The organism is Rhizobium sp. M1 (assembly GCF_002531805.1).
In the GTDB taxonomy this organism is placed as follows: Bacteria; Pseudomonadota; Alphaproteobacteria; order Rhizobiales; family Rhizobiaceae; genus Rhizobium; species Rhizobium etli_C.
The window spans coordinates 278,437-304,244 of sequence record NZ_NWSW01000003.1 but is presented as its reverse complement, the minus strand read 5'-3'; the positions used below and the strand labels follow the sequence as shown (position 1 = coordinate 304,244).

Annotated in this window: 23 protein-coding genes; 13 read left to right on the top strand and 10 right to left on the bottom strand. The window is 63.8% G+C overall.

The window, feature by feature from the left end; translation table 11 throughout:
- Positions 1-112 precede the first annotated feature (112 nt).
- The 4 genes from CO655_RS05375 to fhuB all read left to right on the top strand — a co-directional run bounded on the left by CO655_RS05375 (position 113) and on the right by fhuB (position 6,012).
- Complete coding sequence (locus tag CO655_RS05375; protein WP_097664032.1) at positions 113-2,272, top strand: TonB-dependent siderophore receptor; 2,160 nt, start codon at positions 113-115, stop codon at positions 2,270-2,272.
- 95 nt (positions 2,273-2,367) lie between these two features.
- Positions 2,368-3,147, top strand: coding sequence for an ATP-binding cassette domain-containing protein (locus tag CO655_RS05370; protein WP_097664031.1), 780 nt, complete (start codon positions 2,368-2,370; stop codon positions 3,145-3,147).
- 2 nt (positions 3,148-3,149) lie between these two features.
- Positions 3,150-4,034: an ABC transporter substrate-binding protein gene (locus CO655_RS05365; RefSeq protein WP_097664030.1), complete on the top strand. Its 885-nt coding sequence runs from the start codon at positions 3,150-3,152 to the stop codon at positions 4,032-4,034.
- Positions 4,018-6,012, top strand: coding sequence for a Fe(3+)-hydroxamate ABC transporter permease FhuB (gene fhuB, locus CO655_RS05360; protein WP_245423758.1), 1,995 nt, complete (start codon positions 4,018-4,020; stop codon positions 6,010-6,012). Before CO655_RS05365 ends, fhuB begins: the two co-directional genes overlap by 17 nt.
- Before the next feature lie 270 nt (positions 6,013-6,282).
- On the opposite strand, the gene mmsB is transcribed toward fhuB, so the two are convergent.
- From mmsB to CO655_RS05320, 8 genes are all read right to left on the bottom strand, one after another.
- Positions 6,283-7,164 carry a 3-hydroxyisobutyrate dehydrogenase gene (gene mmsB, locus CO655_RS05355; RefSeq protein ID WP_097608555.1) on the bottom strand — a complete coding sequence of 294 codons (882 nt, stop codon included), beginning with the start codon at positions 7,162-7,164 and terminating at the stop codon, positions 6,283-6,285.
- Positions 7,165-7,173: 9 nt separating this feature from the next.
- Positions 7,174-8,769: a GMC family oxidoreductase gene (locus CO655_RS05350; protein ID WP_097608554.1), complete on the bottom strand. Its 1,596-nt coding sequence runs from the start codon at positions 8,767-8,769 to the stop codon at positions 7,174-7,176.
- A gap of 131 nt (positions 8,770-8,900) precedes the next feature.
- Positions 8,901-9,890, bottom strand: a complete 990-nt coding sequence (locus CO655_RS05345) for a branched-chain amino acid ABC transporter permease (protein WP_097608553.1) — start codon at positions 9,888-9,890, stop codon at positions 8,901-8,903.
- 1 nt (position 9,891) lies between these two features.
- Positions 9,892-10,779 carry a branched-chain amino acid ABC transporter permease gene (locus tag CO655_RS05340; RefSeq protein ID WP_097664028.1) on the bottom strand — a complete coding sequence of 296 codons (888 nt, stop codon included), beginning with the start codon at positions 10,777-10,779 and terminating at the stop codon, positions 9,892-9,894.
- 4 nt (positions 10,780-10,783) lie between these two features.
- A complete protein-coding gene (locus CO655_RS05335; protein WP_097608551.1) occupies positions 10,784-11,485 on the bottom strand; it encodes an ABC transporter ATP-binding protein in 702 nt (233 codons plus the stop codon).
- Positions 11,485-12,267: an ABC transporter ATP-binding protein gene (locus tag CO655_RS05330; protein WP_097608550.1), complete on the bottom strand. Its 783-nt coding sequence runs from the start codon at positions 12,265-12,267 to the stop codon at positions 11,485-11,487. Before CO655_RS05330 ends, CO655_RS05335 begins: the two co-directional genes overlap by 1 nt.
- A 5-nt stretch (positions 12,268-12,272) precedes the next feature.
- Positions 12,273-13,478 carry an ABC transporter substrate-binding protein gene (locus tag CO655_RS05325; RefSeq protein WP_097608549.1) on the bottom strand — a complete coding sequence of 402 codons (1,206 nt, stop codon included), beginning with the start codon at positions 13,476-13,478 and terminating at the stop codon, positions 12,273-12,275.
- A 332-nt stretch (positions 13,479-13,810) separates the two neighbouring features.
- Positions 13,811-14,050, bottom strand: coding sequence for a hypothetical protein (locus CO655_RS05320; protein ID WP_010028714.1), 240 nt, complete (start codon positions 14,048-14,050; stop codon positions 13,811-13,813).
- 252 nt (positions 14,051-14,302) lie between these two features.
- Between CO655_RS05320 and CO655_RS05315 the strand changes: the two genes are divergently transcribed.
- Complete coding sequence (locus CO655_RS05315) at positions 14,303-15,256, top strand: LysR family transcriptional regulator (RefSeq protein WP_097664082.1); 954 nt, start codon at positions 14,303-14,305, stop codon at positions 15,254-15,256.
- Here the strand turns inward: CO655_RS05315 and CO655_RS05310 are convergent, their stop codons facing one another.
- The gene (locus CO655_RS05310) at positions 15,257-15,595 is read right to left on the bottom strand and encodes a cupin domain-containing protein (protein ID WP_097582174.1); all 339 of its coding nucleotides are present in this window, start codon (positions 15,593-15,595) and stop codon (positions 15,257-15,259) included.
- A gap of 172 nt (positions 15,596-15,767) precedes the next feature.
- Between CO655_RS05310 and CO655_RS05305 the strand changes: the two genes are divergently transcribed.
- From CO655_RS05305 to CO655_RS05290, 4 genes are all read left to right on the top strand, one after another.
- Positions 15,768-16,955, top strand: coding sequence for an acyl-CoA dehydrogenase (locus CO655_RS05305; RefSeq protein WP_097664027.1), 1,188 nt, complete (start codon positions 15,768-15,770; stop codon positions 16,953-16,955).
- Between the two features lie 91 nt (positions 16,956-17,046).
- Positions 17,047-17,508, top strand: coding sequence for a DUF4126 family protein (locus CO655_RS05300; protein WP_097664026.1), 462 nt, complete (start codon positions 17,047-17,049; stop codon positions 17,506-17,508).
- On the top strand, positions 17,505-18,866 hold the full coding sequence (locus CO655_RS05295) for an FAD-containing oxidoreductase (RefSeq protein WP_097664025.1): 1,362 nt from the start codon (positions 17,505-17,507) through the stop codon (positions 18,864-18,866). Before CO655_RS05300 ends, CO655_RS05295 begins: the two co-directional genes overlap by 4 nt.
- Before the next feature lie 41 nt (positions 18,867-18,907).
- On the top strand, positions 18,908-19,477 hold the full coding sequence (locus CO655_RS05290; protein ID WP_097608545.1) for a DedA family protein: 570 nt from the start codon (positions 18,908-18,910) through the stop codon (positions 19,475-19,477).
- 15 nt (positions 19,478-19,492) lie between these two features.
- Here CO655_RS05290 and CO655_RS05285 read toward each other — a convergent pair whose 3' ends face one another.
- Entirely contained in the window at positions 19,493-20,536 is a 1,044-nt protein-coding gene (locus CO655_RS05285) for an NAD(P)-dependent alcohol dehydrogenase (RefSeq protein ID WP_097664024.1), read from the bottom strand.
- Positions 20,537-21,022: 486 nt separating this feature from the next.
- Between CO655_RS05285 and CO655_RS05280 the strand changes: the two genes are divergently transcribed.
- From CO655_RS05280 to kdpB, 4 genes are all read left to right on the top strand, one after another.
- Positions 21,023-21,385, top strand: coding sequence for a copper resistance protein CopC (locus CO655_RS05280; RefSeq protein WP_097664081.1), 363 nt, complete (start codon positions 21,023-21,025; stop codon positions 21,383-21,385).
- A gap of 414 nt (positions 21,386-21,799) precedes the next feature.
- Complete coding sequence (gene kdpF, locus CO655_RS05270) at positions 21,800-21,889, top strand: K(+)-transporting ATPase subunit F (protein WP_020923123.1); 90 nt, start codon at positions 21,800-21,802, stop codon at positions 21,887-21,889.
- Between the two features lie 69 nt (positions 21,890-21,958).
- Positions 21,959-23,662, top strand: a complete 1,704-nt coding sequence (gene kdpA, locus CO655_RS05265; protein WP_097664023.1) for a potassium-transporting ATPase subunit KdpA — start codon at positions 21,959-21,961, stop codon at positions 23,660-23,662.
- Between the two features lie 65 nt (positions 23,663-23,727).
- Complete coding sequence (kdpB, locus tag CO655_RS05260) at positions 23,728-25,788, top strand: potassium-transporting ATPase subunit KdpB (RefSeq protein WP_097664022.1); 2,061 nt, start codon at positions 23,728-23,730, stop codon at positions 25,786-25,788.
- Positions 25,789-25,808 lie beyond the last annotated feature (20 nt).

Genomic DNA, 25,808 nt, shown 5'->3' with positions numbered 1-25,808 from the left:
ACGTTCAAATTTCCCCGATCCGGACAAGCCGAGCCGGTAAAATTGAGTTAAACGCTCACCTTATTAAGGCTTCGCCGCGCCAGCGTCGCGGCACGAGTGGGGTAGACAAGACATGCGCGGGCAGACCAGGGGTCGCAATTTCAAGCTAAATCTGTTGGCAGGCGTTGCGATCGCCGGCCTGATGGCGGGCGCCGCCGCGGCACAGGAGGCAACGTCGACGGAGCTCGAACCGATCGTCATCCAGGGCAGTGGCGACACCGCGACCAGCCCCGTCAAGGGCTATGTCGCCAAGAACTCCTCCGCCGGCTCGAAGAGCGATACGCCGCTCAATGAAATCCCGCAGTCCGTCTCCGTCGTCGGCACTGAGGAAATGGACGATCGCGGCATCACCAACAAGATCGACGAGGCGTTGCTCTATACGCCGGGTGTCACCTCGCAGCCCTTTGGCAATGACGGCGACACCGACTGGTTCTATATCCGCGGCTTCGACGCCGGCCAGACCGGTGTCTTCTTCGACAATCTGACGCTTTTCAGCTACGGCTTCGGCGGGTTCCAGCTCGATCCCTTCATGCTGGAGCGCGTCGAAGTGCTGAAGGGCCCGGCTTCGGTGCTTTACGGCGGCGCCAATCCCGGCGGCATCGTCAATCTCGTCCGCAAGCGCCCGCTCGACGAGCCGCTCTTCTATACGGAGATCGGCATCAACAGCAACGGCAACGCCTTCACCGGCTTCGATGTCTCCGACAAGATCGGCGCCAGCGGAGCGATGAGCTACCGCATCACCGGCAAGGTTGCGGGCGGCGACAATTATTCGGATTTTTCCGAGGATTTCCGCGGCTTCATCATGCCGCAGCTGACCATTTCGCCGGATGACGCCACCAGCCTGACGGTCTGGGGCAGCCTCGCCGGCCTCGATCAGGTGCATACCGGCAACGGCTTCTTCCCCTATGTCGGCACCGTCGAGGATGCGCCGTTCGGCAAGATCGACCGCGACGCCTTTTATGGCGAGCCCGACCTCGACGACGGCAGCTATGTGCAGAAGATGATCGGTTACGAATTCGAGCATGAGTTCGACAACGGCATCAAGTTCTCGCAGAGCGCCCGCTACGGCCGGCTCGACAAGCATGAAATCGGTCCCTACCTGAACGGCTGGGTCGGCGGCGTGCCGACGGGTCCGGATTATCAGCTGGCGCGCATCGGTTTCGAGGGTCGCTCGGGCGTCGACACCTTCTCGATCGACAACCGGCTCGAAGGAGAAACCGACATCGGCGGCACCACGCACAATCTTCTCGTCGGGCTTGATTACACCTATTACCGTCTCGACAATTGGCAGGCCTGCTGCGGCTCCAATTCGATCAGCGCCACCGATCCCGTCTACGGCACGACGCAGGGCGCCAATTTCGTCTATGCCGACGGCATCGTCACCAAGGACCAGATCGGCGTCTATGCCCAGGACCGCATCCATTTCGGTGACGGCTGGCTGCTGACGCTGAACGGCCGTTACGATTATGTCGACATCAACCAGGATGCCGTGATCGGCACGACCTTCAGCACCAACGACAGCGCCGTCAGCGGACGCATCGGCCTTGCCTATGAGTTCGACAACGGCCTGACACCCTATGTCAGCGCCGCGACCTTCTTCAACCCGCTGATCGGCACCGGCGTATCCGGCGCGCTGAAGCCGGAGGAAGGCGAGCAGTTCGAAGGCGGCATCAAATATGAGCCGAGCTTCATCGACGGCTCGCTGACTGCCTCGGTCTTCCACATCACCAAGCGCAACAACACGGTCACCAATCCGGCCACCTTCGCCCAGAGCCAGCTCGGCGAAGTCGTCTCGCGCGGCGCCGAACTCGAAGGCAAGGTCAATATCAACGAGAACTGGAAGCTTCTCGCTTCGCTTGCCTATACGGACATGGAAGTGACGGAGAATGAGGCCAACCCGGCGCTCGTCGGCAATTCACCCTATATCGTCCCGAAGGTGACGGCCTCGCTCTGGGTCGACTATACGCTGACGGCGGGAGCTTTCGAGGGCATGAGCTTCGGCGCCGGTGTGCGCCATCAGGGCTGGTCCTGGGCCGATGAGGCCAATACCGAAAAGGTGCCGGCCGCCACCCTCGTCGACGCGGCGATCCGCTACGAGCGGGAAAACTGGGGCGCCGCGCTCAACGTCACCAACCTCTTCGACAAGGAATACGTCAAGGGTTGCGGCGGCCTGACCGTCTGCGGTTACGGCGATGCCCGTACCGTCACCTTCAAGCTCAGCAGAAAGTGGTAAGTTGACAATCTGAGTTTAGTTTTGCAGGAACCTGCGGAGAAAGGGAGGGCGAGCCCCTCCCCAACCCGTTTGCAGCGACCAACCTGGAGCAGACCATGCCTTCGCCTTTTCTTGCCCTGTCGGAAATCGACTATGCCGTCGGGCCGAAATCCATTCTGCACGGCATCGATCTGACGCTTGCGCAGGGCCGCATCTACGGGCTGGTTGGGCCGAACGGGTCCGGCAAGAGCACGCTTTTGAAGATCATCGCCCGCCAGGTCGCGCCGAAATCCGGCGCCGTCGCCTTCGGCGGCAAACCGGCGGCCGACTGGGGCGCCCGCGAATTTGCCCGGCACGTCGCCTATATGCCGCAATTCACGCCGGCGACCGACGGGATGACCGTGCGCGAGCTGATCGCGCTCGGCCGTTTCCCCTGGCACGGCACGCTCGGCCGCTTCACCGCGACCGATCGCAACAAGGTCGAGGAGGCGATCGTCCGCACCGAACTCGAGGATTTCGCCGATCGCCTCGTCGCCAACATGTCCGGCGGCGAGCGCCAGCGCGCCTGGATCGCCATGATGCTCGCCCAGGACGCCCGCTGCCTGCTGCTCGACGAGCCGACCTCCGCACTCGATCTCGCGCATCAGGCCAGCGTTCTCTCGCTGGTCAAGGAACTCAGTCACGAACGCGGGCTGACCGTCATCGTCGTCCTGCACGACATCAATCTGGCCGCGCGCTATTGCGATGCCATCATTGCGCTCAACCGCGGCCGGATCACCGCCGAAGGCACGCCCGCCGAGATCATGCAGACCGAGACGTTGCAGTCGATTTTCGGCGTCGGCATGGGCGTCTTTCCGCATCCGGTTCGCAACGAACCGGTGAGCTATCTGTTATAGGCATGGCCTTTCTGGCTTACTTCTCCCGCAGGCAATTTCTGGCCGGTGCGGCGGCCTCGCTCTCCGCCTCCGCGCCGGTGCGGGCAGCAGAGGGCGTGCGCGTCGCCACACTCGACTGGGCGCTGCTCGAAACCCTGCTGGCCATCGGCGCCGACGTCGTTGCGGCAACCGAATTGCGGCAGTTCCGCGAGGTCGCCGTCAAACCTGACGTGCCGGCGGCGGTGGCCGATCTCGGCCTGCGCGGCACGCCGAATTTCGAGGTGCTGCGGTTTGCACGACCGGAGCTGATCTTCAATTCGAACTTCTATGCCTGGGCCGACGAGCGCATGCGCCTGATTGCGCCGGTGGAAAGCCATGCGATCTACAAGCCCGGCGAAAGCCCCTTCGCGCTGGCCGAGCAGGTAACGCTTGCACTCGGCGAGCGCCTGCAGCTTCCCGCCGCCAGGCAGTTGACCGAGGCGCTTTCAGCCCGGCTCGACCGCCACCGCTCTCTCTTTACCGCCGGCGACGGGCGGCCGGTCATCCCGATCAATCTCGGCGACGCCAGGCATTTCCGCGTCTTCGGCGCCGACAGCATGTTCGGCGAAGTGCTGAAACGCGTCGGCCTGACCAATGCCTGGCAGGGTGCGACCAGCTACTCGGCGGCGGCCCCCATCGGCATTGAGACATTGGCATCGATGCCCGACGCCTGGATCGTCATGATTCCCCCGCATCCGGCCGATGCTCTCGCTGCGCTCTCCAGCAGCGGCTTCTGGAATGCCTTGCCGGCCGTGCGCGAAAAGCGCGTGCTGATGCTCGGCTCGATCAATCCCTATGGCGCGCTGCCGGCCGCCGGCCGCTTTGCCGATCTGTTGGCGGAGGGGCTCGCCCATGCATGGAATGGTTAGCGCCAGGCCCGCACGACGCGCGGGCGCGCCTGTCATCGGCATCATCTTCGCCACGCTCTGCATTGTCGCCTTCGCGCTCCTCATCGGCACGCGCCCCGAGGTCCCGCACGGCGCTGCCGATGCAGCCGCGCTGAATGGGATGCTGTTCTGGCACGGCATCATGCCCCGCGCCGCGCTGGCCCTGATCGCCGGCGCCGCACTCGGCCTTTCCGGCGCATTGCTGCAGCGTGTGCTGCGCAATCCGATCGCCGACGCCTCGACGCTCGGCATCGCCGCCGGCGCGGAACTGGCAATGACGGCGGCCATGAGCGTCTCGCCTCTGCTCATCGGTTTACCGCGCGAGATGATCGCCTTTGGCGGCGGCATCGCGGCCGTCGCCATCGTGCTGGCTCTGAGCTGGCGGCGCGGGCTCGACCCAGTGACGGTGGCGCTTTCCGGCATGATCGTCAGCCTGATCGCCTCGGCGCTCAGCGTCACGCTGGTTCTTTCGCGCGGCGAATATGCCATGTCGATCTATATCTGGGGCGCCGGTTCGCTCAGCCAGCAGGATTGGAACGGCGTCCTGTCGCTCGGCCCCCGACTCATCGTCGGCTTTGCCGCCGCTTTGCTCTTGGTGCGGCCGCTGCGCATCCTCGCGCTCGACGACAGCGGCGCCAGGGGCCTCGGCCTCGCCCTGCATTCGACCCGCCTGGCGATCGTCACCCTCGCCGTCTGGCTCGCCGCCTCGGTGACCTCAGAGGTCGGCATCATCGGTTTTCTCGGGCTCGCCGCACCCGCGATCGCAAGGCTTGCCGGCACGCGCAGCTCCGGCCGGCTGATGGTGGCCGCGCCGCTGACGGGCGCCGGCCTGCTCTTCCTGACCGATTGCCTCACCCAGGTCCTCGGCCCCGGTTTTACCGATCTCGCGCCCACGGGCGCCGCAACCGCCCTGCTCGGCGGCCCGCTGCTGCTCTTTCTGCTGCCGCGCGTGCACTCCGTTTCAGCCATTGCCGCCCGGCCGGCCGAAATGCTGAACAGGCTCGCAAAGCCGATCCGGGCGCTTGCTTTGCTCTTCACGGCCCTCCTCCTGCTCTTTGCCGTCGTTCTCACTTTCGGCCCGGCCGATAACGGCTGGCATGTGGCGACCGGCGCGCTGTTTGCCGACCTCCTGCCCTTCCGCCTGCCGCGCACGATGGTGGCCGCCGGCGCCGGCGCCATGCTGGCGGCGGCCGGCTTCATCATGCAAAGGATGACCGGCAATCCGATCGCCAGCCCCGAAGTGCTGGGCGTCAGCGGCGGCGCCGGCGCAGGCATCACCGTGGCGCTCTTCCTCTTCGGCTTCCCCTCACCCGTCACCATGCTGCTTTCCATGGCGATCGGCGCACTGGCAGCCTTCCTCGCCATGATCGCCATTTCCGCCCGCGCGGGGTTCTCGCCGGAACGCATGCTGCTTGCCGGCGTCGGCATCGGCGCCTTTGCCATGGCGATCGTGACGATGGTGCTCGCCCAGGGCGATATGCGCGGCTATATCCTGCTCACCTGGCTGTCCGGCTCGACCAACCGCGCCGGCGCCTTCGAAGCCTGGACGGCCATCCTCTCGCTCGCCGTGCTGACCGCACCCCTGCCCTTTCTCAGCCGCTGGCTGACGATCCTGCCGCTCGGAGCAGGCCTCGGTCGCGCTGTCGGCCTTCCTGTCGGGGCAAGCCGGCTGGTGCTCGCCATCCTCGCCGCACTGATGACGGCGATCGCTTCGTTCCTTGTCGGCCCGCTCAGCCTCACCGGCCTCATCGCGCCACATCTTGCCCGCCTTGCCGGCTTCCGCGCGCCGGGCCACCAGCTTGCGGCGAGCCTCATCTTCGGCGCCGGCGTGCTGACCGCGGCGGACTGGCTGTCACGCGTCGTCATCTATCCCTACCAGGTGCCGGTCGGCCTCTTCGCCGCGCTGATCGGCGGCCCCTATCTCGTCTGGCTGCTGTCGCGGAAGGAAGTTCAGCGATGATGGCTGACGGGATTACGGTATCGGATGCCGCAGGTCGCTGCTTGCTCCCTCTTCTCCCCAGCGGGGAGAAGGTGGCCCGAAGGGTCGGATGAGGGGGCCACGCGGTACACCCTCCATGCTGCCCTTCGCTTGCGCTCAGCGCATTCGCGGCTTTGCCGCTTACCCCCTCATCTGCCTGCCGGCATCTTCTCCCCGCTGGGGAGAAGGGAATCGTGGCGGCGCCTTGGTCCCTCGGCATAGGCTGGCCAATATAGGGCGCGCCGTCAGCGCTTACGCCTTTTCGCGGAACATCTCGATGATCGCCGAAAAGTCCCGTCCGCCATTGCCCTGCTTCTCGAACAGCGCAAAAAGCTGGGCCGCCTCGGCACCCATCGGCGTCGACGCGCCGCTCGCCAGTGCCGCCTCCTGCGATAGCTTGAGATCCTTCAGCATCAGCGCTGCGGCAAAACCCGGTTTGTAGCCGTTGTTGGCGGGCGAGGTCGGCACCGGTCCCGGCACCGGGCAATAGGTATTGATCGACCAGCACTGGCCTGACGAGGTCGAGGCGACATCGAACAGCGCCTGGTGCGAGAGGCCGAGTTTTTCGGCGAGCACGAAGGCTTCGCAGACGCCGACCATCGAGATGCCTAATATCATGTTGTTGCAGATCTTTGCCGCCTGGCCGGCGCCCGCCTCGCCGCAATGGACGATCCTCTTGCCCATGGCCTCGAGGATCGGCTTCGCCTTGGCGAAGGCCTCGTCCGAGCCGCCCGCCATGAAGGTCAACGTGCCGGCGCTCGCCCCGCCGGTGCCGCCGGAGACGGGCGCGTCGAGCGACAGGCAGCCTGCGGCCTTGGCCATCTCATGCGCCTTGCGGCTGCTGTCGACATCGATGGTGGAGCAATCGATCACCAGCGTGTCCTGCGCCGCCGTCTGCAGGATATCGGTCCAGGCCGTCAGCACGTGCCGGCCCTGCGGCAGCATTGTGATGACGATCTCCGCGTCCTTGACCGCCTGGCTGGCATGGCTTGCCGGCTTGACGCCGCTCGCCTCCGCCGCCTTCAGCACCGAGGCCGCGAGATCGAAACCGAGAACCTCGTGACCCCTCTTGACGAGATTGGCCGCCATCGGCCCGCCCATATTGCCAAGCCCGATGAATGCGATCCTTGCCATGGTCTTCTCCTATCGATTGTCTTCGAGGATCATCGCCGCCGCCTTTTCGGCGATCATGATCGTCGGCGAATTGGTGTTGCCCGAGGTGATCGACGGCATCACCGAGGCATCGGCGATCCTGAGCTTGCCGAGCGCCCGGAACCTCAGCCGCGGATCGACGACGCTGTCCCTGTCGGCGCCCATGCGGCAGGTGCCGACCGGATGGAAGATCGTCGTGCCGATATCGCCCGCCGCCCGCTCCAGATCGGCCTCGGTCTGATAGCTGGGGCCCGGCTTGAACTCCTCCGGCTTGAACCTCGCGAAGGACGGCTGCGCGACGATCTTGCGCGTCAACCGTATCGAACGGACAGCTATGTCACGATCGCGCTGCGTCGAGAGGTATTTCGGGCTGATCGTCGGCTGGGCGGCAAAATCCGGGCTCGACAGGTGCACCGAACCCCGGCTCTCCGGCCGCAGATTGCAGACGCTCGCCGTGATCGCCGGGAAAGGGTGGACGGGATCGCCGAACTTCTCCAGCGACACCGGCTGCACGTGATATTGCAAATCCGGCGTCTCCCGGTCCGGCCCGGAACGGGTGAAGATGCCGAGCTGGCTCGGCGCCATCGCCATCGGCCCGGAACGGCGGACGAGATATTCGAGCCCGATCGCTGCCTTGCCGATCAGCTTCGTCGCCTTCTCGTTCAGTGTCGGAACGCCGGTCACCTTATAGGCCAGGCGCAGCTGCAGATGGTCCTGCAGGTTCTCGCCAACACCCTTGACCTCGGTGACGACATCGACGCCCGCCCGCTGCAGCACATCGCCCCGGCCGATGCCGGAGAGTTCGAGAATATGCGGCGAGCCGATCGAACCGGCCGAAAGGATGGTTTCTCGGGCGGCATAAGCGCGTTTCGCCACGCCGTCGTGCTGGAATTCAACGCCGGCGACGGCCCCCTCCTCCACCAGCAGCCGCCGGACCTGCGCCTTGGTCAGCACGGTCAGGTTGGAGCGCTTGCGCGCCGGGCGCAGGAAGGCTTTCGAGGTGTTCCAGCGAATGCCGGAACGCTGGTTGACGTCGAAATAGCCGGAACCTTCATTGCTGCCGCGGTTGAAATCCGCCGTCTCCGGAATGCCGGCTTCTCTCGCCGCCTGCTGGAAGGCGTCGAGCACGGCCCAGCGCACGCGCGCCTTCTCGATGCGCCATTCGCCGCCGGCCCCATGCATCTCGTCGGCGCCGCGATAAAAATCCTCGGATTTGCGAAAGAACGGCAGGATATCGTCCCAGCCCCAGCCGGTGCAGCCCATCTGCCGCCAGAGATCGTAGTCGCGCGCCTGGCCGCGCATATAGATCATGCCGTTGATCGACGAGCAGCCGCCGAGCACCTTGCCGCGCGGATAGCTTAGCGCCCGGCCGTTCAATCCGGTTTCCGGCGCCGTGGTGAAGCACCAGTCGGTGCGCGGATTGTTGATGCAATAGAGATAGCCGACCGGGATATGAATCCAGTGGTAATTGTCGCTGCCGCCGGCTTCGAGCAGCAGCACCCTGCTCTTGCCGTCGGCAGAAAGCCGGTTGGCAAGCACACAGCCGGCGCTGCCTGCCCCGATGATGATGTAGTCGTAACGATCCATGTGCCCTGCACGAAGCCCCAGATGCCCCTGCCTCCCTCTCCCCGCGGGACGGGGAGAGGGAGAGTCGCATTGCCGCCGCCAATCTCTTTGCCGGGAAGGAAATCGTTCCTGGGAAAGAGAGGTCCGCCCGTTCAGCGGCGATAGACGAAGCCCAGTTTCCGCCCGAGCCGCGAAGCGTAGAATTCGCCGATGATGCCGCGGCGGAAGATCAGCACGCAGATCATGAAGACGACGCCGGTGATGATCGTCACCGGGAATTCCGACGTGGCGAGATAATTTTGCAGCGCCACGACAAGCCCCGCGCCGAAGAGCGGTCCGACCAGCGTTCCGATACCGCCGAGCAGCGTCATCAGGATCACCTCGCCCGACATCTGCCAGGCGACGTCGGTCAGGGTCGCGAACTGGAAGACCAGCGATTTCATCGCGCCCGCCAGCCCCGCCAGCGCTGCCGACATGACGAAGGCGCCGAGCTTGTAGCGCGCCACGGAGTAGCCGAGCGAAGTGGCGCGATTTTCATTTTCACGGATCGATTTCAGGATCATGCCGAACGGCGAATTGATGAAGCGCCAGATGATCAGGATGCCGATGAGGAAAACGGCCAGCACGAAATAATACATATTGGTCGAGTCGTTCAGATCGATGAAGCCGAAGAGATGGCCGCGCGGCACCGACTGGATGCCGTCCTCGCCTTCGGTGAACTCCGCTTGCAGGCAGAAGAAAAAGAACATCTGCGACAAGGCCAGCGTGATCATCGCGAAATAGATGCCCTGGCGGCGGATGGCGAAGAAGCCCATGACCAGCCCAAGGAATGCCGCGCCCGCCACGCCGATCAGGATGCCGAGTTCCGGCGGCAGCCCCCATGATTTCACCGTATAGGCGGTGAAATAGGCCGCCCCCCCGAAGAAGGTGGCATGGCCGAAGGACAGCAGGCCGGTATAGCCGAGCAGCAGATTGAAGGCACAGGCAAAGAGCGCGAAGCAGAGCAGCTTCATCAGGAAGATCGGATAGAAGAAGAACGGCGCCAGCAGCAGGAACACCAGCCCCGCAAGCAGGAAGCCCGCCTGCACCGAAAAGGCGGTCCGGCTTTTTTCCGTTCGGATGGTTTCAGTGATGTCAGCCATGTCAAGCATCCCGGCCGAAGAGGCCCGCGGGCCTGATGAGAAGCACGATCGCCATGATGACGAAGATCACGGTGTTGGAAGCTTCGGGATAGAAGACCTTGGTCAGGCCCTCGGCGATGCCGAGCATATAACCGGTCACGATCGCGCCCATGATCGACCCCATGCCGCCGACGACGACCACGGCGAAGACGACGATGATCATGTTCGAGCCCATCAGCGGCGAGACCTGGTAGATCGGCGCGGCCAGCACGCCGGCAAAGGCCGCAAGGCCGGCGCCGAGCGCGTAGGTGAAGGTCAGGAGCATCGGCACGTTGACGCCGAAGACCTGCACCAGCACGGCGTTCTCCGTGGCGGCCCTGAGATAGGCGCCGAGCTTGGTCTTCTCGATCAGCAGCCATGTGCCGAGGCAGATAACGAGCGAGACGACGACCACCCAGCCGCGATAGATCGGCAGGAACATGAAGCCGAGATTGGCCCCGCCGGCAAGGGCGGGCGGCGTTGCATAGGGCTGGCCGGACGAGCCGTAGAGATAGCGGAAGGTGCCTTCGACGGCGAGCGCCAGCCCGAAGGTGAAGAGCAGGCCGTAGAGCGGATCGAGATCGTAGAGCCGGCGCAGGAACAGCCGCTCGATGATCGCACCGGCAAGGCCGACGATGACGGGCGCCAGGATCAGCGACGGCCAATAGCCGATGCCGGCATAGGTCAACAGCAGATAGGCGACGAAGGCGCCGAGCATGTACTGTGCGCCATGGGCGAAGTTGATCACCCGGAGCAGGCCGAAGATGATGGCGAGGCCGAGGCTGAGCAGCGCATAGAACGAGCCGTTGATCAGGCCGATCAACAGCTGGCCGAGCAGCGCCTGCAGGGGAATGCCGAAGATCATCGTCATCTGGTCACACTCCCAGAACCTTGTGCAGCGTATCCATGCGCTGCGGCAGTTCGCCGACCGGGAATTCCGACACCATCTGCCCATGATCCATCAGATAGAAGCGATCGGCAATACGGCTGGCGAAGCGGAAGTTCTGTTCGACGAGCAGGATCGTCATGCCGCGTCCTTTCAGCGTCTGCAGCACCTCGCCGATGCGCTGGACGATGACGGGAGCAAGCCCTTCCGTCGGTTCGTCGAGAATGAGCAGCCGGACGCCGGTGCGCAGGATTCGGGCGATCGCCAGCATCTGCTGCTCGCCGCCTGAGAGCTTGGTGCCGGGGCTGGTGCGGCGCTCGTAGAGATTGGGGAAGAGTTCGTAGATCTCGTCGAGCGTCATGCCGCCCTTGGCCACGACAGGCGGCAGCAGCAGGTTTTCCGAAACAGTGAGCGTCGAAAAGATGCCGCGCTCCTCCGGCACGAAGCCGATGCCGCGATGCGCCGTCTTGTGCAGCGGCACCTGCATCATATCGCTGCCGGCAAAGCTGATCCTGCCCTTGCGGGCGCGCACGATGCCGGTGATGGTGCGCAGCGTCGTCGTCTTGCCGACGCCGTTGCGGCCGAGAATGGTGATCGTCTCGCCTTCGGCCACCCGCATGTCGACGCCGTGCAGGACATGGCTTTCGCCGTACCAGGCGTTCAGTCCCTGGACTTCAAGGAGAGCGGCCATCAATGCTCCTCCGTGCCCATATAGGCGACGCGCACGCGCTCGTCCTGGCTGACAGTGGCATAATCGCCCTCGGCCAGAATCTCGCCGCGCTGCAGCACCGTCACATGCTGGCAGATATTGGCGACGACCGAGAGATTGTGCTCGACCATCAGCACCGCCCGGTCGCGGGCGACGTCGCGGATGATCGCCGAGACGACGCCGACGTCCTCAAGCCCCATGCCGGCCATCGGCTCGTCGAGCAGCAGCACCTTCGGGTCGAGCGCCAGCGTGGTGGCGATCTCCAGCACGCGCTTGCGGCCATAGGAAAGATCGGCGGCGATATGATCGCGCTCCTTGGAAAGCCCGACGCTGGCGAGCAGCTGCTCGGCGCGCTCGTTCAGCCGGTCGAGCGCCGAAAGCGGCCGCCAGAACTGGGTGGAAAGATTGTTCGGCCGCTGCAACGCCACCCGCACATTGTCGAGAACGGAGAGATGCGGGAAGACCGCCGAGATCTGGAAGGAGCGCACCAGTCCCATGCGCGCCACCCTGTCGGGTGCCGTCCCTGTTATGTCGGTGCCCATCAGCGTGATCGTGCCTGCGGTCGGCTGCAGGAACTTGGTCAGCAGGTTGAAGACCGTCGTCTTGCCGGCACCGTTCGGACCGATCAGCGCATGCACGCTGGCGTCGTGGACGTCGAGATCGACGTTCTTGACGGCCGTGAAGCCGCCGAAATCGCGGCGCAGGCCGCGGGCGGACAATACCACCCGCGGCTTTCCCTGCGTTTCAATCGCGGAAACCGCCATTGTGCTCACTTCACCAGATCGCAGCCGCTCTTGGCGGGATCGATATAGGCTTCCTTGCCGGGAATGGTGGCGAGCACGTTGAAGTAATCCCACGGCTCCTTGCTGTCGGCCGGCTTCTTGACCTGCAGCAGGTACATGTCGTGGATCATGCGGCCGTTGGCGCCGACCGTGCCGCCGCGGCCGAAGACGTCGTCGACCGGCATTTCATGCAGCAGCTTGGCGACGGCTTCCGTCTCGTCGGTGCCGGCCTTCTGTATCGCCTTCAGATATTGCGTCACCGCCGAATAGGTGCCGGTATGGACCATGTTCGGCATCTTGCCGGTGCGGGCGAAGAACTTTTTGGCGAAGGCGCGGCTTTCGTCGTCGCGGTTCCAGTAATAGCCTTCCGTCAGCGTCAGGCCCTGCGCTGCTTCAAGCCCGAGGCCATGGACTTCGGCAAGCGTGAAGAGCAGCGCCGCCAGATGCTGGCCGCCCTGGGTGATGCCGAATTCAGCCGCCTGCTTGATGGCGTTCGCGGTATCGAGGCCGGCATTGGCAAGGCCGATCACCTTGGCGCCGGACGATTGCGCCTGCAGCAGGAAGGACGAGAAGTCCTGGGTCGACAGCGGATGACGGACGGCGCCGACGACCGTGCCGCCGCTCGCCTTGACGTATTCGCTGGTCTGCTGCTCCAGCGAATAGCCGAAGGCATAGTCGGCGGTCAGGAAGAACCAGCTGTCGCCACCCTGCTTGACGAGCGCGCCGCCGGTACCGACGGCGAGCGCATGCGTGTCGTAGGCCCAATGGAAGCCGTAGGGCGAGCAGGCCTTGCCGGTCAGATCCGTCGTCGCCGCACCGGTGACGATGTCGATCTTCTTCTTTTCCTTGCCGATCGCCTGCACGGCGAGCGCCACCGACGAGGTCGTCAGTTCCATGATCGCGTCCACCTGCTCGGTGTCGTACCACTGGCGGGCGATGTTGGAGGCGATATCCGGCTTGTTCTGGTGATCGGCATCGACGATCTCGACCGGCACATCAAGCACCTTGCCGCCGAAATCCTCGACCGCCATCTTGGCGGCTTCGACGGAAGACTTGCCGCCAAAGTCGGCATAGACGCCCGACTGGTCGTTCAGAATGCCGATCTTGACCTTGCCGTCAGTCGCGCTCTGCGCGAGCACCGCTGTGCTGCTGGCGAGCAAAAACGCAACTGATGCAATGAGATTCTTTCGCATATTCTCTCCTCCCAGAGATTAGCCAGATTACCGATCTGTTCAAATTTGGCCGGTCGCACTCCTCAGAACAAGCGGCCCTTGTCTTACGATCATGGAATTTCCCCCCCGAGGCAACGGGTGGTTTATAACTAATTCCAAACAGTATCTGTTCATTTTTGCACAGAAAGAGAGCTGCACAATGTCGATCCAGGCCTCGGGAGAGCAAAGAGTGAGCGTTCAGCGCTAGAACTAGGGCAGTTTCGACGGTTGTGCAGGGCTGGCAGCGTTCGACGAAGGACCAATCATCCGTTGATCCTTCGCCTCCGGCACATTCGGCGCGTTTCAGCCTGCCGTTATTTCCATTGCGTCCCATTCTCGGCTGCGCAGCCGTGGGGAGGCAAGGCGCCGCTGAAGGTTTCCTTGAGCTTGGCGCAGCCCCAGGCATTCAGCGGGCCCGGCATGGATGTGTTGAGCGTGATGCCGACTTCGTCATAGGGGCTGTCGGTGTTGGTAACGTAGCGATACCAGCGAAAACCGATGACGACGACGAATGCGATCGCGATCGTCAGCAGCAGGCGAACCAATTTTTTCATCAATAGTTCCTCAAAATGCAAACGCGGCCGTGTAGCATTCGCGCATAATGGCTGAAAGCACCCCCGCCGAGGCATCACCCGTTTCTCACCGGCGTCGTCTCGAATTCATCAAGGCCCAGCCTTCGCCGGGATCTTCCGCCCGCGATTCCTCCATTCTTTACCTGATGTTAAAACGCAAATAAAAACAATGAATTGTTTCAATAGCGCAAGACCATGCTATGCGTTATTGGTTGTTGAACGAAAGAAATGGCGATGAACAATCCACCGCAGTTTACCTGGGACGATCTGCAGTTTTTTCTCGCCGTCGCCCGCACCGGGCAGCTGTCGACGGCCGCCCGCCAGCTGCGCTCCAGCCATGCCACCGTTTCGCGGCGCATCGACCGGCTGGAATTCACCCTCAAGGTCAAGCTGTTCGAGCGCAATCCGCGCGGTTATGTGTTGACGGCCATGGGCACGCGCTTCGTCGAGACGGCCGAGAAAATGGAGCAGGAGACCGAGCGGCTGCGCGCCGACCTCGCTGACGGCTCGATGGCGCAGCGCGGCCTGGTGCGCCTGAGCGCCCCGGAAGGTTTTGCCAATTTCTTCTTCGCCACCGTGCTGCATCGGTTTGCCGCCCAGCATCCGCATCTGTCGCTCGAACTGGTGACGATCCAGCAGATCATGTCGCTGTCGCGCAAGGAGGCCGATCTGTCCGTCGTGCTCGACGAGCCGAAGGGCGGGCCCTATTTCGCCGAGAAGCTGACCGACTATCATCTGCAGATTTACGGCTCTCGAGACTATCTGGCGAAGGCGCCGGCGATTACCTGCCGCGACGATCTGCTTGAGCATCCCTTCGTCAGCTATATCGAGGAGATGATTTTCGCGCCGGGCCTGGATTACCTCAGCGATGTGCATCCGCGCATCAAGCCGCAGTTCCAGAGCTCCAGCATCTTCGCGCAGCTGACCGCCACGCGAAACGGCCTCGGCCTCTGCATCCTGCCCTATTTCTTCGCCAGCCGTTATCCCGAGCTGGTGCGGGTGCTGCCCGCGGAAATCGACCTCAAGCGCCAGTACTGGATCACCTGCCATCGCGACCTGAAACAGGCGCCGCGCGTACGCGCCGTCATCGACTTCCTGCGTGAGGCGGTGCGCGGCAAGGATGCGCGCTTCGTGCCGCCCTATGTCACCGCCGCCGGCCCGGCGCGCCGATCGGACGCCGAAACGTGACTATTTGAGGAACTCGGCCCGGTGCGGCGTGAAGGCATCGATCAGCCGGCCCTTTTCCAGCGCCTTGACGCCATGGACAAGATTGGGCGGCACGATGAAGCTGCCGCCCTGCCGCAGCACCTCGGTCCGCCCGTCGATCGTCACCTCGAAACTGCCCTCGGCGACATAACTTGCCTGGATATGCGGATGCGAATGGGCCGCACCGACAGCGCCGCTTTCGAACACCACCTCCACCATCATCATCTCCGGCAGATAGGTCATGATGCGCCTGGTAACGCCGGGCTCCGGATTGACCCATTCGGCGCCTTCGGCCGATACGAACAGATCGCTTGACGTCATTTCCGCCTCCTCGTTCCAGAATCGAACGCGGGCAAAGTGGAGCATGCCGACGCTTTTGAAAAGATGGCGCGCCCCGTATTTTCGATAGGCTGGCTTCTGTTGACGCGGTCGGCTGGCGGGTCTATGCGACCTTGAGCGAGGAAGCCTGAATCGTGGGTGAGGAGACGCCGCCATGCAGCAGACGCGCGAGGTTTTCGACTGGGCCGATCCGTTCCGCCTGGTGGAGCAGCTGACCAACGAGGAGCGCATGGTGCAGGATACCGCCCATGCCTACGCGCAGCAAAAGCTCGCGCCCCGCGTCCTCGACGCCTTCCGCCATGAAAAGACCGATCCCGCAATCTTCCGCGAAATGGGTGAACTCGGCCTGCTCGGTCCGACGATTTCCCCCGATTACGGCGGCGCCGGCCTCGGTTACACCGCCTACGGGCTGATCGCCCGCGAGGTCGAACGGGTCGACAGCGGCTACCGGTCGATGATGAGCGTGCAGTCCTCGCTGGTCATGGTGCCGATCGAAACCTTCGGGTCTGAGGCGCAGAAGCAGAAATACCTGCCGAAGCTTGCCAGCGGCGAATGGATCGGCTGCTTCGGCCTGACCGAGCCCGATCATGGCTCCGATCCCGGCTCGATGGCGACCCGCGCCAAGAAGGTCGACGGCGGCTACAGCCTCACCGGCTCGAAGACCTGGATCTCGAATGCACCGATCGCCGATGTCTTCGTCGTCTGGGCCAAGACCGAGGACGGCCTCATCCGCGGCTTCATCCTCGAAAAGGGCTGGAAGGGGCTTTCGGCCCCGGCCATCCACGGCAAGGTCGGCCTGCGCGCCTCGATCACCGGCGAAGTGGTGATGGACGCAGTCTTCGTGCCGGAGGAAAATCTTCTGCCCGGCGTCACCGGCCTCAAGGGGCCGTTCACCTGCCTCAACTCGGCCCGTTTCGGCATTGCCTGGGGCGCGCTCGGGGCCGCCGAGGATTGTTATGCCAGGGCACGGCAGTACACGCTCGAGCGCAAGCAGTTCGGCCGGCCGCTTGCCGCCAATCAGCTGATCCAGAGGAAGCTCGCCGACATGGCGGCGGAGATCTCGCTCGGCCTGCAGGGCTGCCTGCGGCTCGGCCGCATGAAGGAGGAAGGCCATCCGCCGGTGGAGCTGACCTCGATCCTCAAGCGCAACAGCTGCGGCAAGGCGCTGGAGATCGCGCGCGCGGCCCGCGACATGCTCGGCGGCAACGGCATCTCCGACGAATTCGGCATCGCCCGCCATCTCGTCAACCTCGAAGTGGTCAACACCTATGAGGGCACGCACGACATCCACGCGCTGATCATCGGCCGGGCGATCACCGGCATCGCCGCCTTCGCGAACTAAACTCCCGGCGCGGCAAGGCGAATTGCCACGCGCCTGACAATATGCAACCTTCCCTCTCGCGGCACGACGCCGGCAATGAGGGGGATCGCGCATGTTTCTGCTTCTTGCATTGCTGATCGGTGTCATCTCCGGCCTGCGCGCCATGACCGCGCCCGCTGCCGTCGCCTGGGGCGCAGCACTCGGCTGGTTCGACGTCTCGCAAACGCCGCTTGCCTTCATGGGTTACCGCTGGACGCCGTGGATCTTCACGGTTTTCGCCATCGTCGAGCTGATCACCGATCAGCTGCCCTCGACGCCGTCACGCAAGGTGCCGGTGCAGTTTTCCGCCCGTATCGTCACCGGGGCGCTCGCCGGGGCGACAATCGGCGCCGCCAGCGGCCTGCTCTTCGGCGGGCTGATCGCCGGCGTGATCGGCGCCGTCATCGGCACCTATGGCGGTGCCGCCGTCCGCGCCAGGCTCGCCGCCTCCTTCGGCAAGGACCTGCCGGCCGCCCTCATCGAGGATGCCGTCGCCGTCGTCGGCGCGGCGCTGATCGTGGTGGCCATGTCATGAAAAGCTTCGACGCCATCGTCATCGGCGCCGGCCAGGCCGGCCCGTTCCTCGCCGCCCGCATGGTCGAAAAGGGCATGAAGGTCGCGCTGATCGAGCGCAAATTCCTCGGCGGCACCTGCGTCAATGCCGGCTGCATGCCGACGAAGACGCTGGTCGCCAGCGCCCGTGCCGCCCATGTCGCCAGAAGTGCCGCCGCCTACGGCGTCAATATTCCGGGCGACATCGCCATCGACATGAAGGTGGTCAGAGCCCGCGCCGAAACGGTGACGATGAATGCCCGCAACGGCCTGATCGGCTGGTTTGCCGGGATGGACGGCATGAGCGTGATCTATGGTCATGCCCGCTTCGAGGGTCAGAAGACCGTCAGCGTCAACGGCGACACGCTGAGCGCGCCGCGCATCTTCCTCAATGTCGGGGCGCGGCCCGTCATTCCCGAACTGCCCGGCATCGATGACATCGACTATCTCACCAGCACCTCGATCATCCATCTCGACACGCTGCCGCGGCATCTGGCCGTCATCGGCGGCAGCTATATCGGGCTGGAATTCGCGCAGATGTATCGCCGCTTCGGCGCCGAGGTCAGCGTCATCGAGCACGGGCCGAAGCTTGCTTCGCGCGAGGACGAAGATATATCCGATGCGATCGCCGAGATCCTGCGTTCGGAAGGCATCGGCGTCCATACCGACGCCGGCAACATCGCCTTTGCTGGAAACGGCAATGGGGTGAGCGTCACCGCCGGCGCGGCGAAAATCGATGCGAGCCATGTGCTGATCGCCACCGGCCGCAAGCCGAATACCGACGATCTCGGCCTCGAGGCCGCGGGCGTCGCCACCGACAAACGTGGCTATATTACCGTCGACGATCGGCTCGCCACCAATGTCGAGGGCATCTTTGCGCTCGGCGACTGCAACGGCCGCGGCGCCTTCACCCACACGTCCTACAATGATTTCGAGATCGCCGCCGCCAACCTCCTCGACGGCGACGACCGCAAGGTGTCGAGTCGCATCCCGGCCTATGCGCTTTATATCGACCCGCCGCTTGGCCGCGTCGGCATGACGGAAAAGCAGGCGCGCGAGTCGGGGCGCAGGATCATGGTCTCGACCCGCCCGATGAGCCGCGTCGGCCGTGCCAATGAACGCGGCGAGACCAAGGGCTTCATGAAAGTGGTGGCCGACGCCGAAACCAAGGAGATTCTCGGTGCGGCGATTTTGGGCATCGAGGGCGACGAGGTGATCCACGGCCTGATCGACGCGATGAATGCCGGCACAACCTATCCCACGCTGAAATGGTCTGTGCCGATCCATCCAACGGTGTCGGAGCTGATCCCGACGCTGCTCGGGGATCTGAAGCCGGTTTAGCCTTGACCTGACGCTTCGGAAACAGCTGGGGGCGGGTCGCCATGTCTATCGAACTGCTGATCGAGAATTACGGCCTGCTGGCAATTTTTCTGGGGGCTGCCTTCGAAGGCGAAACGGCCGCTTTCCTGGGCGGCGTGATCGCTCATCGCGGCCTGCTTACCTATTGGGCGGCAGCGTCTGCGGCAACCGCCGGATCCTTCGCCGGCGACCAGTTCTGGTTCTTTGCCGGCCGATACGCCGCCCGATGGAGCCTCGTCCGCCGGCTGCTGGAAAGACCGGCGCTTGCCCGCGTCACCCGGCTTCTGGAAACATATCCCACAGGCTTCATCCTTGCCTTTCGTTTTCTGGTCGGGTTGCGGACGATCAGCCCCGTCGTCATCGGGACGACTAGGATATCGACCGGGAAATTCGTCGTCCTGAATGCGGTAGCCGCACTGGTCTGGGGACAGCTTTTCACCGCGCTCGGTTATCTCTTCGGGCACGGAATCCAGCAGACATTGGGCCACCTCCCCCTTCACCGCCATCTGCTGATCGCGGTCGGAGCCGCGGCTGTTGTCGCAGCCGCCGCGCTTGCCCTTCGCAAGATGAGACCGAGTGCCGGGCACTCATAGACGTGGTGCGGCGCCCTACTCCATGACGATCTGCAGCTTCACGTCGCTCGGCCGCGCCTCGACGGCCCGGTCGAAGGCCTTGATCGAATCCTCGAAGGTGAAGGTCTCCGATATCAGCGGCTTCAGATCGACACGGCCCGAGCCGAGCAGCGCGATCGAGCGCTCATACTGATGGGCGTAACGGAACACCGTTTCGATGCGGATTTCCTTGGTCGTCGCCGTCGAGACGTCGAAACCAACAGGATTGACCGGCAGGCCGACGGCGACGATGACGCCACCCGGGCGCGGCAGCGCCATGATCGTCTCCCAGGCCTTCGGCGAACCGGAACATTCGAAGACGACGTCGGCGCCCCAGCCGTCGGTCAGCCTGCCCACTTCTTCGATCAGATTCGTCTCGCGGATGTTGACTGGGATGACGCCCTGATATTGCGCGGCGATATCGAGCTTCGGCTGGGCGAGATCGGCAACGATCGCCCGGGCGCAGCCGCCGGCAAGGGCCGCAATCGCCACCATCGTGCCGATCGGGCCGGCGCCAAGAACGATGGCGGTATCGCCGGGCGCAATCTTGGCCTTGCTCGCCGCCTGCATGCCGACCGCGAAGGGCTCGACCATGGCGCCTTCGGCAAAGCTGACATTGTCGGGCAGCTTGAAGGTATAGTTGGCGGGATGCACGACCTCCGGCGTCAGCACGCCATGAACCGGCGGCGTCGCCCAGAAACTGACGGCGGGATCGATATTGTACATGCCGAGCCGGCTTGCCTTGGAATTCGGGTCGGGGATGCCGGGCTCCATGCAGACGCGGTCGCCGACTTTCAGATGCGTGACACCGGAGCCGACCTCGACCACCGTGCCCGCCGCCTCGTGGCCGAGCACCATCGGCGCGTTGACGACGAAGGGACCGATCTTGCCGTGGGTGTAATAATGCACGTCCGAACCGCAGACGCCGACGGTATGAACCCTGATCTTGACCTGCCCCGGTCCTGTCTCCAGCGGCAGATCGATATCGCGAAGCGCAAGCTCATGCTGGCGCTCCAGCACCAGCGCACGGACTTTGGTCATGATCAGTTTCCTTCCCTTTTGCCCCCGCGATTCATCGGGTGCCGTCGACACGGACTATAAGACCGTAAGCGGCGGCAATTCAATCGCACCGATCAAGCTTTTGCTCAACCGATGATGAAATGCCCATTTTCTATAATCCGAAAGATTCACGCTCCAAGACCTCCGTATGATTCCAGCCGAGGCCGACGGGGAGTACATTCTCAATTCGAGATCCCTGGGGTCTCAGTTCGAGATCCCCCGGCGACGAGGACAGGCAGAGAGATGAAAAACGGCCCAACATTATCCAGGTCATTCCGGAAATTCTGGCAGCGGCTTGCGGACCTGATCGCCGCGCTGCCGAAAGGCCATCGGCCGCGGCCGGTGCGCCTTATCGCAAAAACTAGGGATCGAAATCCTCCTCCGCAGCGTTAATAGTGATGCGTCGGCGTGGCGTCACGGAAGCATGAGGGCTCCGGGCACATGCGGATCGGCACAAGGAAGACCATCATGAAGTCGATCGCGTCATTCTGTCTGTTCGCCTTCCTTCTCTTCACCGCAAGTGAAGCGTCTGCGGCCTTGGAACAAGCCTCGCTCCCATCGCAACACCAGGAACAACGGCTCGTTCCTGCCAATCTCGAGCTCACCTTCACCGGACCGGTCGATCTTGCCCGTTCGACGGCCGTGCTGTTCGATGCCGAGGGTACGGCGCTTCCCACAGGCAAGCCGTTTCTCTCCGGCCCTGAGGGATCGATCTTCAAAATTCCGCTCGATCCTGCCATGGCGCCCGGCCTCTATACCGTCGACTGGCGCGTGCTCTCGATGGACGGCCACAGCGCCGAAGGCCGATACCAGTTCCGGGTCGATCCTTAATGCATGTCGCCCGGAAGTGTGCAGCGGTTCCGGGACAACGACATGCATAAAAACAAAGGGCTAAAGCGCGTCGCATGAATCAAATTTGATGCGACGCGCTTTAGCTCGCTTACTGAAAAGCATTTATAAGAGCATTTATAAGATTTTTATATAGACGGCCGCCGGCCCGTCTCGAACCTTTATGCCCTTCGGCTCCATATTCATGGCCGAGAGATCGAACGATCATCTCCACGCCAGAAAGCATGAAAGGCGGCCCTCCCCCCGGATGGCGCCTTTTGTCTTGTCTGACTCCAGGACGAACGACAGGAGTCACGATCATGATGGATATCATTCTACTCGGCACCGCGATCATCTTCTTCGCGCTGTGCTTTGCCTACACCAGAGCCTGCGACAGGCTTTAGCGGGAGAAGCGCCATGACCCTCGATTATGTCTTGAGCGGCGCGGTGACCGTGTTTCTCACCCTTTACCTCACCTACGCTCTGCTTCGCCCGGAGCGCTTTTGAAGAAAGCCGGCGCTTCCGAGGTCGCTCATGCGCGACCGGGAGCCAGCCGGTTATAGAAAGTCTACCTCCATGACCCTCAACGGATGGCTTCAGATCCTGCTTTATTGCGGGATCGTTCTTGCGCTCGTCAAACCGCTCGGCGGCTATATGACGCGTGTCTTCAGCGGCGAACGCACTTTCCTCTCCCCCGTCCTCGCTCCCATCGAACGCGGGCTTTACCGCGCCGCCGGCACCAGCGAGAGAGAGGAGCAGCATTGGACCTCCTATGCCTTCGCCATGCTGGCGTTCAATCTTCTCGGCGTCATCGTGCTTTATGCGCTGCAGCGCCTCCAGGCCGGCCTCCCCTATAATCCGGCCGGCATGGCGGCCGTCCCGCCGGAGCTTTCCTTCAATACCGCCGTCAGCTTCGTCAGCAATACCAACTGGCAGAACTACGGCGGCGAAAGCACGATGTCCTATCTCACCCAGATGGCCGGCTTCACCGTCCAGAACTTCGTTTCAGCGGCAACGGGCATCGCCATCGCGCTGGCCTTCATCCGCGCCTTCTCGCGCGCCTCGGGCAAGGCCATCGGCAATTTCTGGGTCGATATGACCAGGGCAACCTTCTACGTGCTGCTGCCGATCTCGATCGTGCTGACGCTCGCCTATGTCTATCTCGGCGTGCCGCAGACGCTCGGACCCTATGTCAATGCGACGACGCTCGAAGGCGCACGGCAGACGATCGCCCTCGGCCCCGTCGCCTCGCAACTGGCGATCAAGATGCTCGGCACCAATGGCGGCGGCTTCTTCAACGCCAATTCCGCCCATCCGTTCGAAAACCCGGACGCGATCTCCAACCTCATCCAGATGGTCTCGATCTTCGCCATCGGCGCGGCGCTGACCAACGTCTTCGGCCGCATGGTCGGCAACCAGCGCCAGGGCTGGGCGATCCTTGCCACGATGGGCGTGCTGTTCCTCGCCGGCGTCACCGTCACTTATTGGGCGGAAGCCGCCGGCAATCCGCTGATGCACGCCTTCGGCCTTCACGGCGGCAACATGGAGGGCAAGGAAGTCCGCTTCGGCGTGGCGCTTTCGTCGCTCTTTGCGGTCGTCACCACCGCCGCCTCCTGCGGCGCGGTCAACGCCATGCATGGCAGCTTCACCGCGCTCGGCGGCCTCATTCCGCTGATCAACATGCAGCTCGGCGAGATCATCGTCGGCGGTGTCGGCGCCGGCTTCTACGGCATCCTGCTGTTCATCATCGTCGCCGTCTTCGTCGCCGGCCTGATGGTCGGGCGCACACCGGAATATCTCGGCAAGAAGATCGAAGCGAAGGAAATGAAGATGGCCATCCTCGCCATCCTCTGCCTGCCGCTCGCCATGCTGGTCTTCACCGCGATCGCCACGGTTCTGCCCTCCGCCGTCGCCTCGGTCGGTACCGCCGGTCCGCACGGCTTCTCCGAAATCCTCTATGCCTATACCTCGGCTGCGGCCAATAACGGCTCGGCCTTCGGCGGCCTGACCGGCAATACGCCCTGGTACAACGTGACGCTCGGCATCGGCATGCTCGCCGGCCGCTTCCTGGTCATCATCCCGGCGCTGGCCATTGCCGGTTCGCTGATCGCCAAGAAGAGGGTTCCGGCCTCTGCAGGCACCTTCCCGACGGACGGGCCGCTCTTCGTCGGCCTGCTCGTCGGCACGATCCTGATCGTCGGCGGCCTGACCTTCTTCCCGGCGCTGGCGCTCGGGCCTGTCGTCGAGCACCTCGTCGGCCTCGCCGGACAGACTTTCTGAGGCGATCCCGTGAGCCTGCGTCACAGGCTTCGTTCGCCATCCTCGTTTCAAAGCTGGAGTCTCTTATGAGCCAGGCAAAATCCGCGAGCATCATCGATTCTCGCATTCTCGTTCCGGCCGTCGGCGCCGCCTTGAAAAAGCTCGACCCCCGCGCGCTGGCCAGAAATCCTGTCATGTTCGTCGTGGCCACGGTCTCGCTGCTGACCACCGTGCTTTTCCTGCGCGACCTCGTCACCGGCAACGGCAATCTCGGCTTCTCCTTCCAGATCAATCTCTGGCTCTGGTTCACCGTGCTCTTCGCCAATTTCGCCGAAGCCGTCGCTGAAGGCCGCGGCAAGGCGCAGGCGGATTCGCTGCGCAAGGCGCGCACCGAAACCCAGGCGAAACTGCTGACCGGTAGTAATGGCAACGACTATCGCATGGTGCCGGGCACCAGCCTCAAGGTCGGCGATATCGTGCTCGTCGAGGCCGGCGACATCATCCCGTCGGACGGCGAAGTGATCGAAGGTGTCGCCTCCGTCAACGAAGCGGCGATCACGGGTGAATCCGCCCCGGTCATCCGCGAATCCGGCGGCGACCGCTCGGCCGTCACCGGCGGCACCCAGGTGCTGTCCGACTGGATCCGCGTGCGCATCACCGCGGCGGCCGGCGCGACCTTCCTCGACCGGATGATTTCGCTGGTCGAGGGCGCTGAGCGCCAGAAGACGCCGAACGAGATCGCGCTCAACATCCTGCTTGCCGGCATGACGCTGATCTTCGTGCTCGCCACCGCGACGATCCCGAGCTTTGCCATCTATGCCGGCGGCTCGATCCCGATCATCGTTCTCGTCGCCCTCTTCGTCACCCTGATCCCGACGACGATCGGCGCGCTTTTGTCAGCGATCGGCATTGCCGGCATGGACCGCCTTGTCCGCTTCAACGTGCTGGCCATGTCCGGCCGCGCCGTCGAAGCCGCCGGCGACGTCGACACGCTGCTGCTCGACAAAACAGGCACGATCACGCTCGGCAATCGCCAGGCGACCAGCTTCCGGCCGGTCCACGGCGTGTCCGAACAGGATCTCGCCGATGCCGCCCAGCTTGCCTCGCTGGCCGACGAAACGCCGGAGGGACGCTCCATCGTCGTGCTCGCCAAGGAGAAATACGCGATCCGCGGCCGCGACATGGCAAGCCTCAAGGCGACCTTCGTGCCCTTCACCGCCCAGACCCGGATGAGCGGCGTCGATCTCGAAGGCGCCTCGATCCGCAAGGGCGCGGTCGATACGGTTCTCGCCTATGTCAATGGCGACGCCCCCTCGAAGAACGGCAGCGAGATCGTCCGCGAGTTGCAGTCGATCGCCGACGAGGTCGCCAAATCGGGCGGCACGCCGCTCGCGGTTGCCCGCGACGGCAGGCTGCTCGGCATCATCCAGCTCAAGGATATCGTCAAGGGCGGCATCCGCGAACGTTTCACCGAGCTGCGCCGCATGGGCATCCGCACGGTGATGATAACAGGCGACAACCCGTTGACGGCGGCCGCCATTGCCGCCGAGGCCGGCGTCGACGATTTCCTCGCCCAGGCGACGGCGGAGATGAAGCTGGCGCTGATGCGCGAGGAACAGGCCAAGGGCAAGCTCGTCGCCATGTGCGGCGACGGCACCAACGATGCGCCCGCACTCGCCCAGGCCGATGTCGGCGTCGCCATGAACACCGGCACGGTCGCCGCCCGCGAGGCCGGCAACATGGTCGACCTCGATTCGGATCCGACGAAGCTCATCGAGATCGTCGAGATCGGCAAGCAGCTTTTGATGACCCGCGGCGCGCTGACGACCTTTTCGATCGCCAACGACATCGCCAAGTATTTTGCCATCATCCCGGCGATGTTCCTGACCTTCTACCCGCAGCTCGGCATCCTGAACATCATGGGGCTTTCGACGCCGCAAAGCGCCATCCTCTCGGCGATCATCTTCAACGCGCTGATCATCATCGCGCTGATCCCGCTGTCGCTGAAAGGTGTCCGCTACCGCCCGATCGGCGCCGGCGCGCTGCTGTCGCGCAACCTGCTGATCTACGGCCTCGGCGGCATCATCGTCCCCTTCATCGGCATCAAGGCGATCGACATGGCCGTCGCCGCCCTCGGCCTCGCCTAGCGGAAGATCCGGTTCCTCAC

Excerpts from the sequence above, each read along its gene's own strand:
- CO655_RS05280 (WP_097664081.1), top strand. The coding sequence starts at position 21,023 with ATGAAGTCGATCGCGTCATTCTGTCTGTTCGCCTTCCTTCTCTTCACC.
- CO655_RS05335 (WP_097608551.1), bottom strand. The coding sequence starts at position 11,485 with ATGGCCGCTCTCCTTGAAGTCCAGGGACTGAACGCCTGGTACGGCGAA.
- CO655_RS05320 (WP_010028714.1), bottom strand. The coding sequence starts at position 14,050 with ATGAAAAAATTGGTTCGCCTGCTGCTGACGATCGCGATCGCATTCGTC.
- CO655_RS05285 (WP_097664024.1), bottom strand. The coding sequence starts at position 20,536 with ATGACCAAAGTCCGTGCGCTGGTGCTGGAGCGCCAGCATGAGCTTGCG.
- mmsB (WP_097608555.1), bottom strand. The coding sequence starts at position 7,164 with ATGGCAAGGATCGCATTCATCGGGCTTGGCAATATGGGCGGGCCGATG.
- CO655_RS05310 (WP_097582174.1), bottom strand. The coding sequence starts at position 15,595 with ATGACGTCAAGCGATCTGTTCGTATCGGCCGAAGGCGCCGAATGGGTC.
- fhuB (WP_245423758.1), top strand. The coding sequence starts at position 4,018 with ATGCATGGAATGGTTAGCGCCAGGCCCGCACGACGCGCGGGCGCGCCT.
- CO655_RS05340 (WP_097664028.1), bottom strand. The coding sequence starts at position 10,779 with ATGACGATGATCTTCGGCATTCCCCTGCAGGCGCTGCTCGGCCAGCTG.
- CO655_RS05330 (WP_097608550.1), bottom strand. The coding sequence starts at position 12,267 with ATGGCGGTTTCCGCGATTGAAACGCAGGGAAAGCCGCGGGTGGTATTG.
- CO655_RS05375 (WP_097664032.1), top strand. The coding sequence starts at position 113 with ATGCGCGGGCAGACCAGGGGTCGCAATTTCAAGCTAAATCTGTTGGCA.
- CO655_RS05365 (WP_097664030.1), top strand. The coding sequence starts at position 3,150 with ATGGCCTTTCTGGCTTACTTCTCCCGCAGGCAATTTCTGGCCGGTGCG.
- kdpA (WP_097664023.1), top strand. The coding sequence starts at position 21,959 with ATGACCCTCAACGGATGGCTTCAGATCCTGCTTTATTGCGGGATCGTT.
- CO655_RS05290 (WP_097608545.1), top strand. The coding sequence starts at position 18,908 with ATGTCTATCGAACTGCTGATCGAGAATTACGGCCTGCTGGCAATTTTT.
- kdpF (WP_020923123.1), top strand. The coding sequence starts at position 21,800 with ATGACCCTCGATTATGTCTTGAGCGGCGCGGTGACCGTGTTTCTCACC.
- CO655_RS05370 (WP_097664031.1), top strand. The coding sequence starts at position 2,368 with ATGCCTTCGCCTTTTCTTGCCCTGTCGGAAATCGACTATGCCGTCGGG.
- CO655_RS05315 (WP_097664082.1), top strand. The coding sequence starts at position 14,303 with ATGAACAATCCACCGCAGTTTACCTGGGACGATCTGCAGTTTTTTCTC.
- kdpB (WP_097664022.1), top strand. The coding sequence starts at position 23,728 with ATGAGCCAGGCAAAATCCGCGAGCATCATCGATTCTCGCATTCTCGTT.
- CO655_RS05325 (WP_097608549.1), bottom strand. The coding sequence starts at position 13,478 with ATGCGAAAGAATCTCATTGCATCAGTTGCGTTTTTGCTCGCCAGCAGC.
- CO655_RS05350 (WP_097608554.1), bottom strand. The coding sequence starts at position 8,769 with ATGGATCGTTACGACTACATCATCATCGGGGCAGGCAGCGCCGGCTGT.
- CO655_RS05345 (WP_097608553.1), bottom strand. The coding sequence starts at position 9,890 with ATGGCTGACATCACTGAAACCATCCGAACGGAAAAAAGCCGGACCGCC.
- CO655_RS05295 (WP_097664025.1), top strand. The coding sequence starts at position 17,505 with ATGAAAAGCTTCGACGCCATCGTCATCGGCGCCGGCCAGGCCGGCCCG.
- CO655_RS05300 (WP_097664026.1), top strand. The coding sequence starts at position 17,047 with ATGTTTCTGCTTCTTGCATTGCTGATCGGTGTCATCTCCGGCCTGCGC.
- CO655_RS05305 (WP_097664027.1), top strand. The coding sequence starts at position 15,768 with ATGCAGCAGACGCGCGAGGTTTTCGACTGGGCCGATCCGTTCCGCCTG.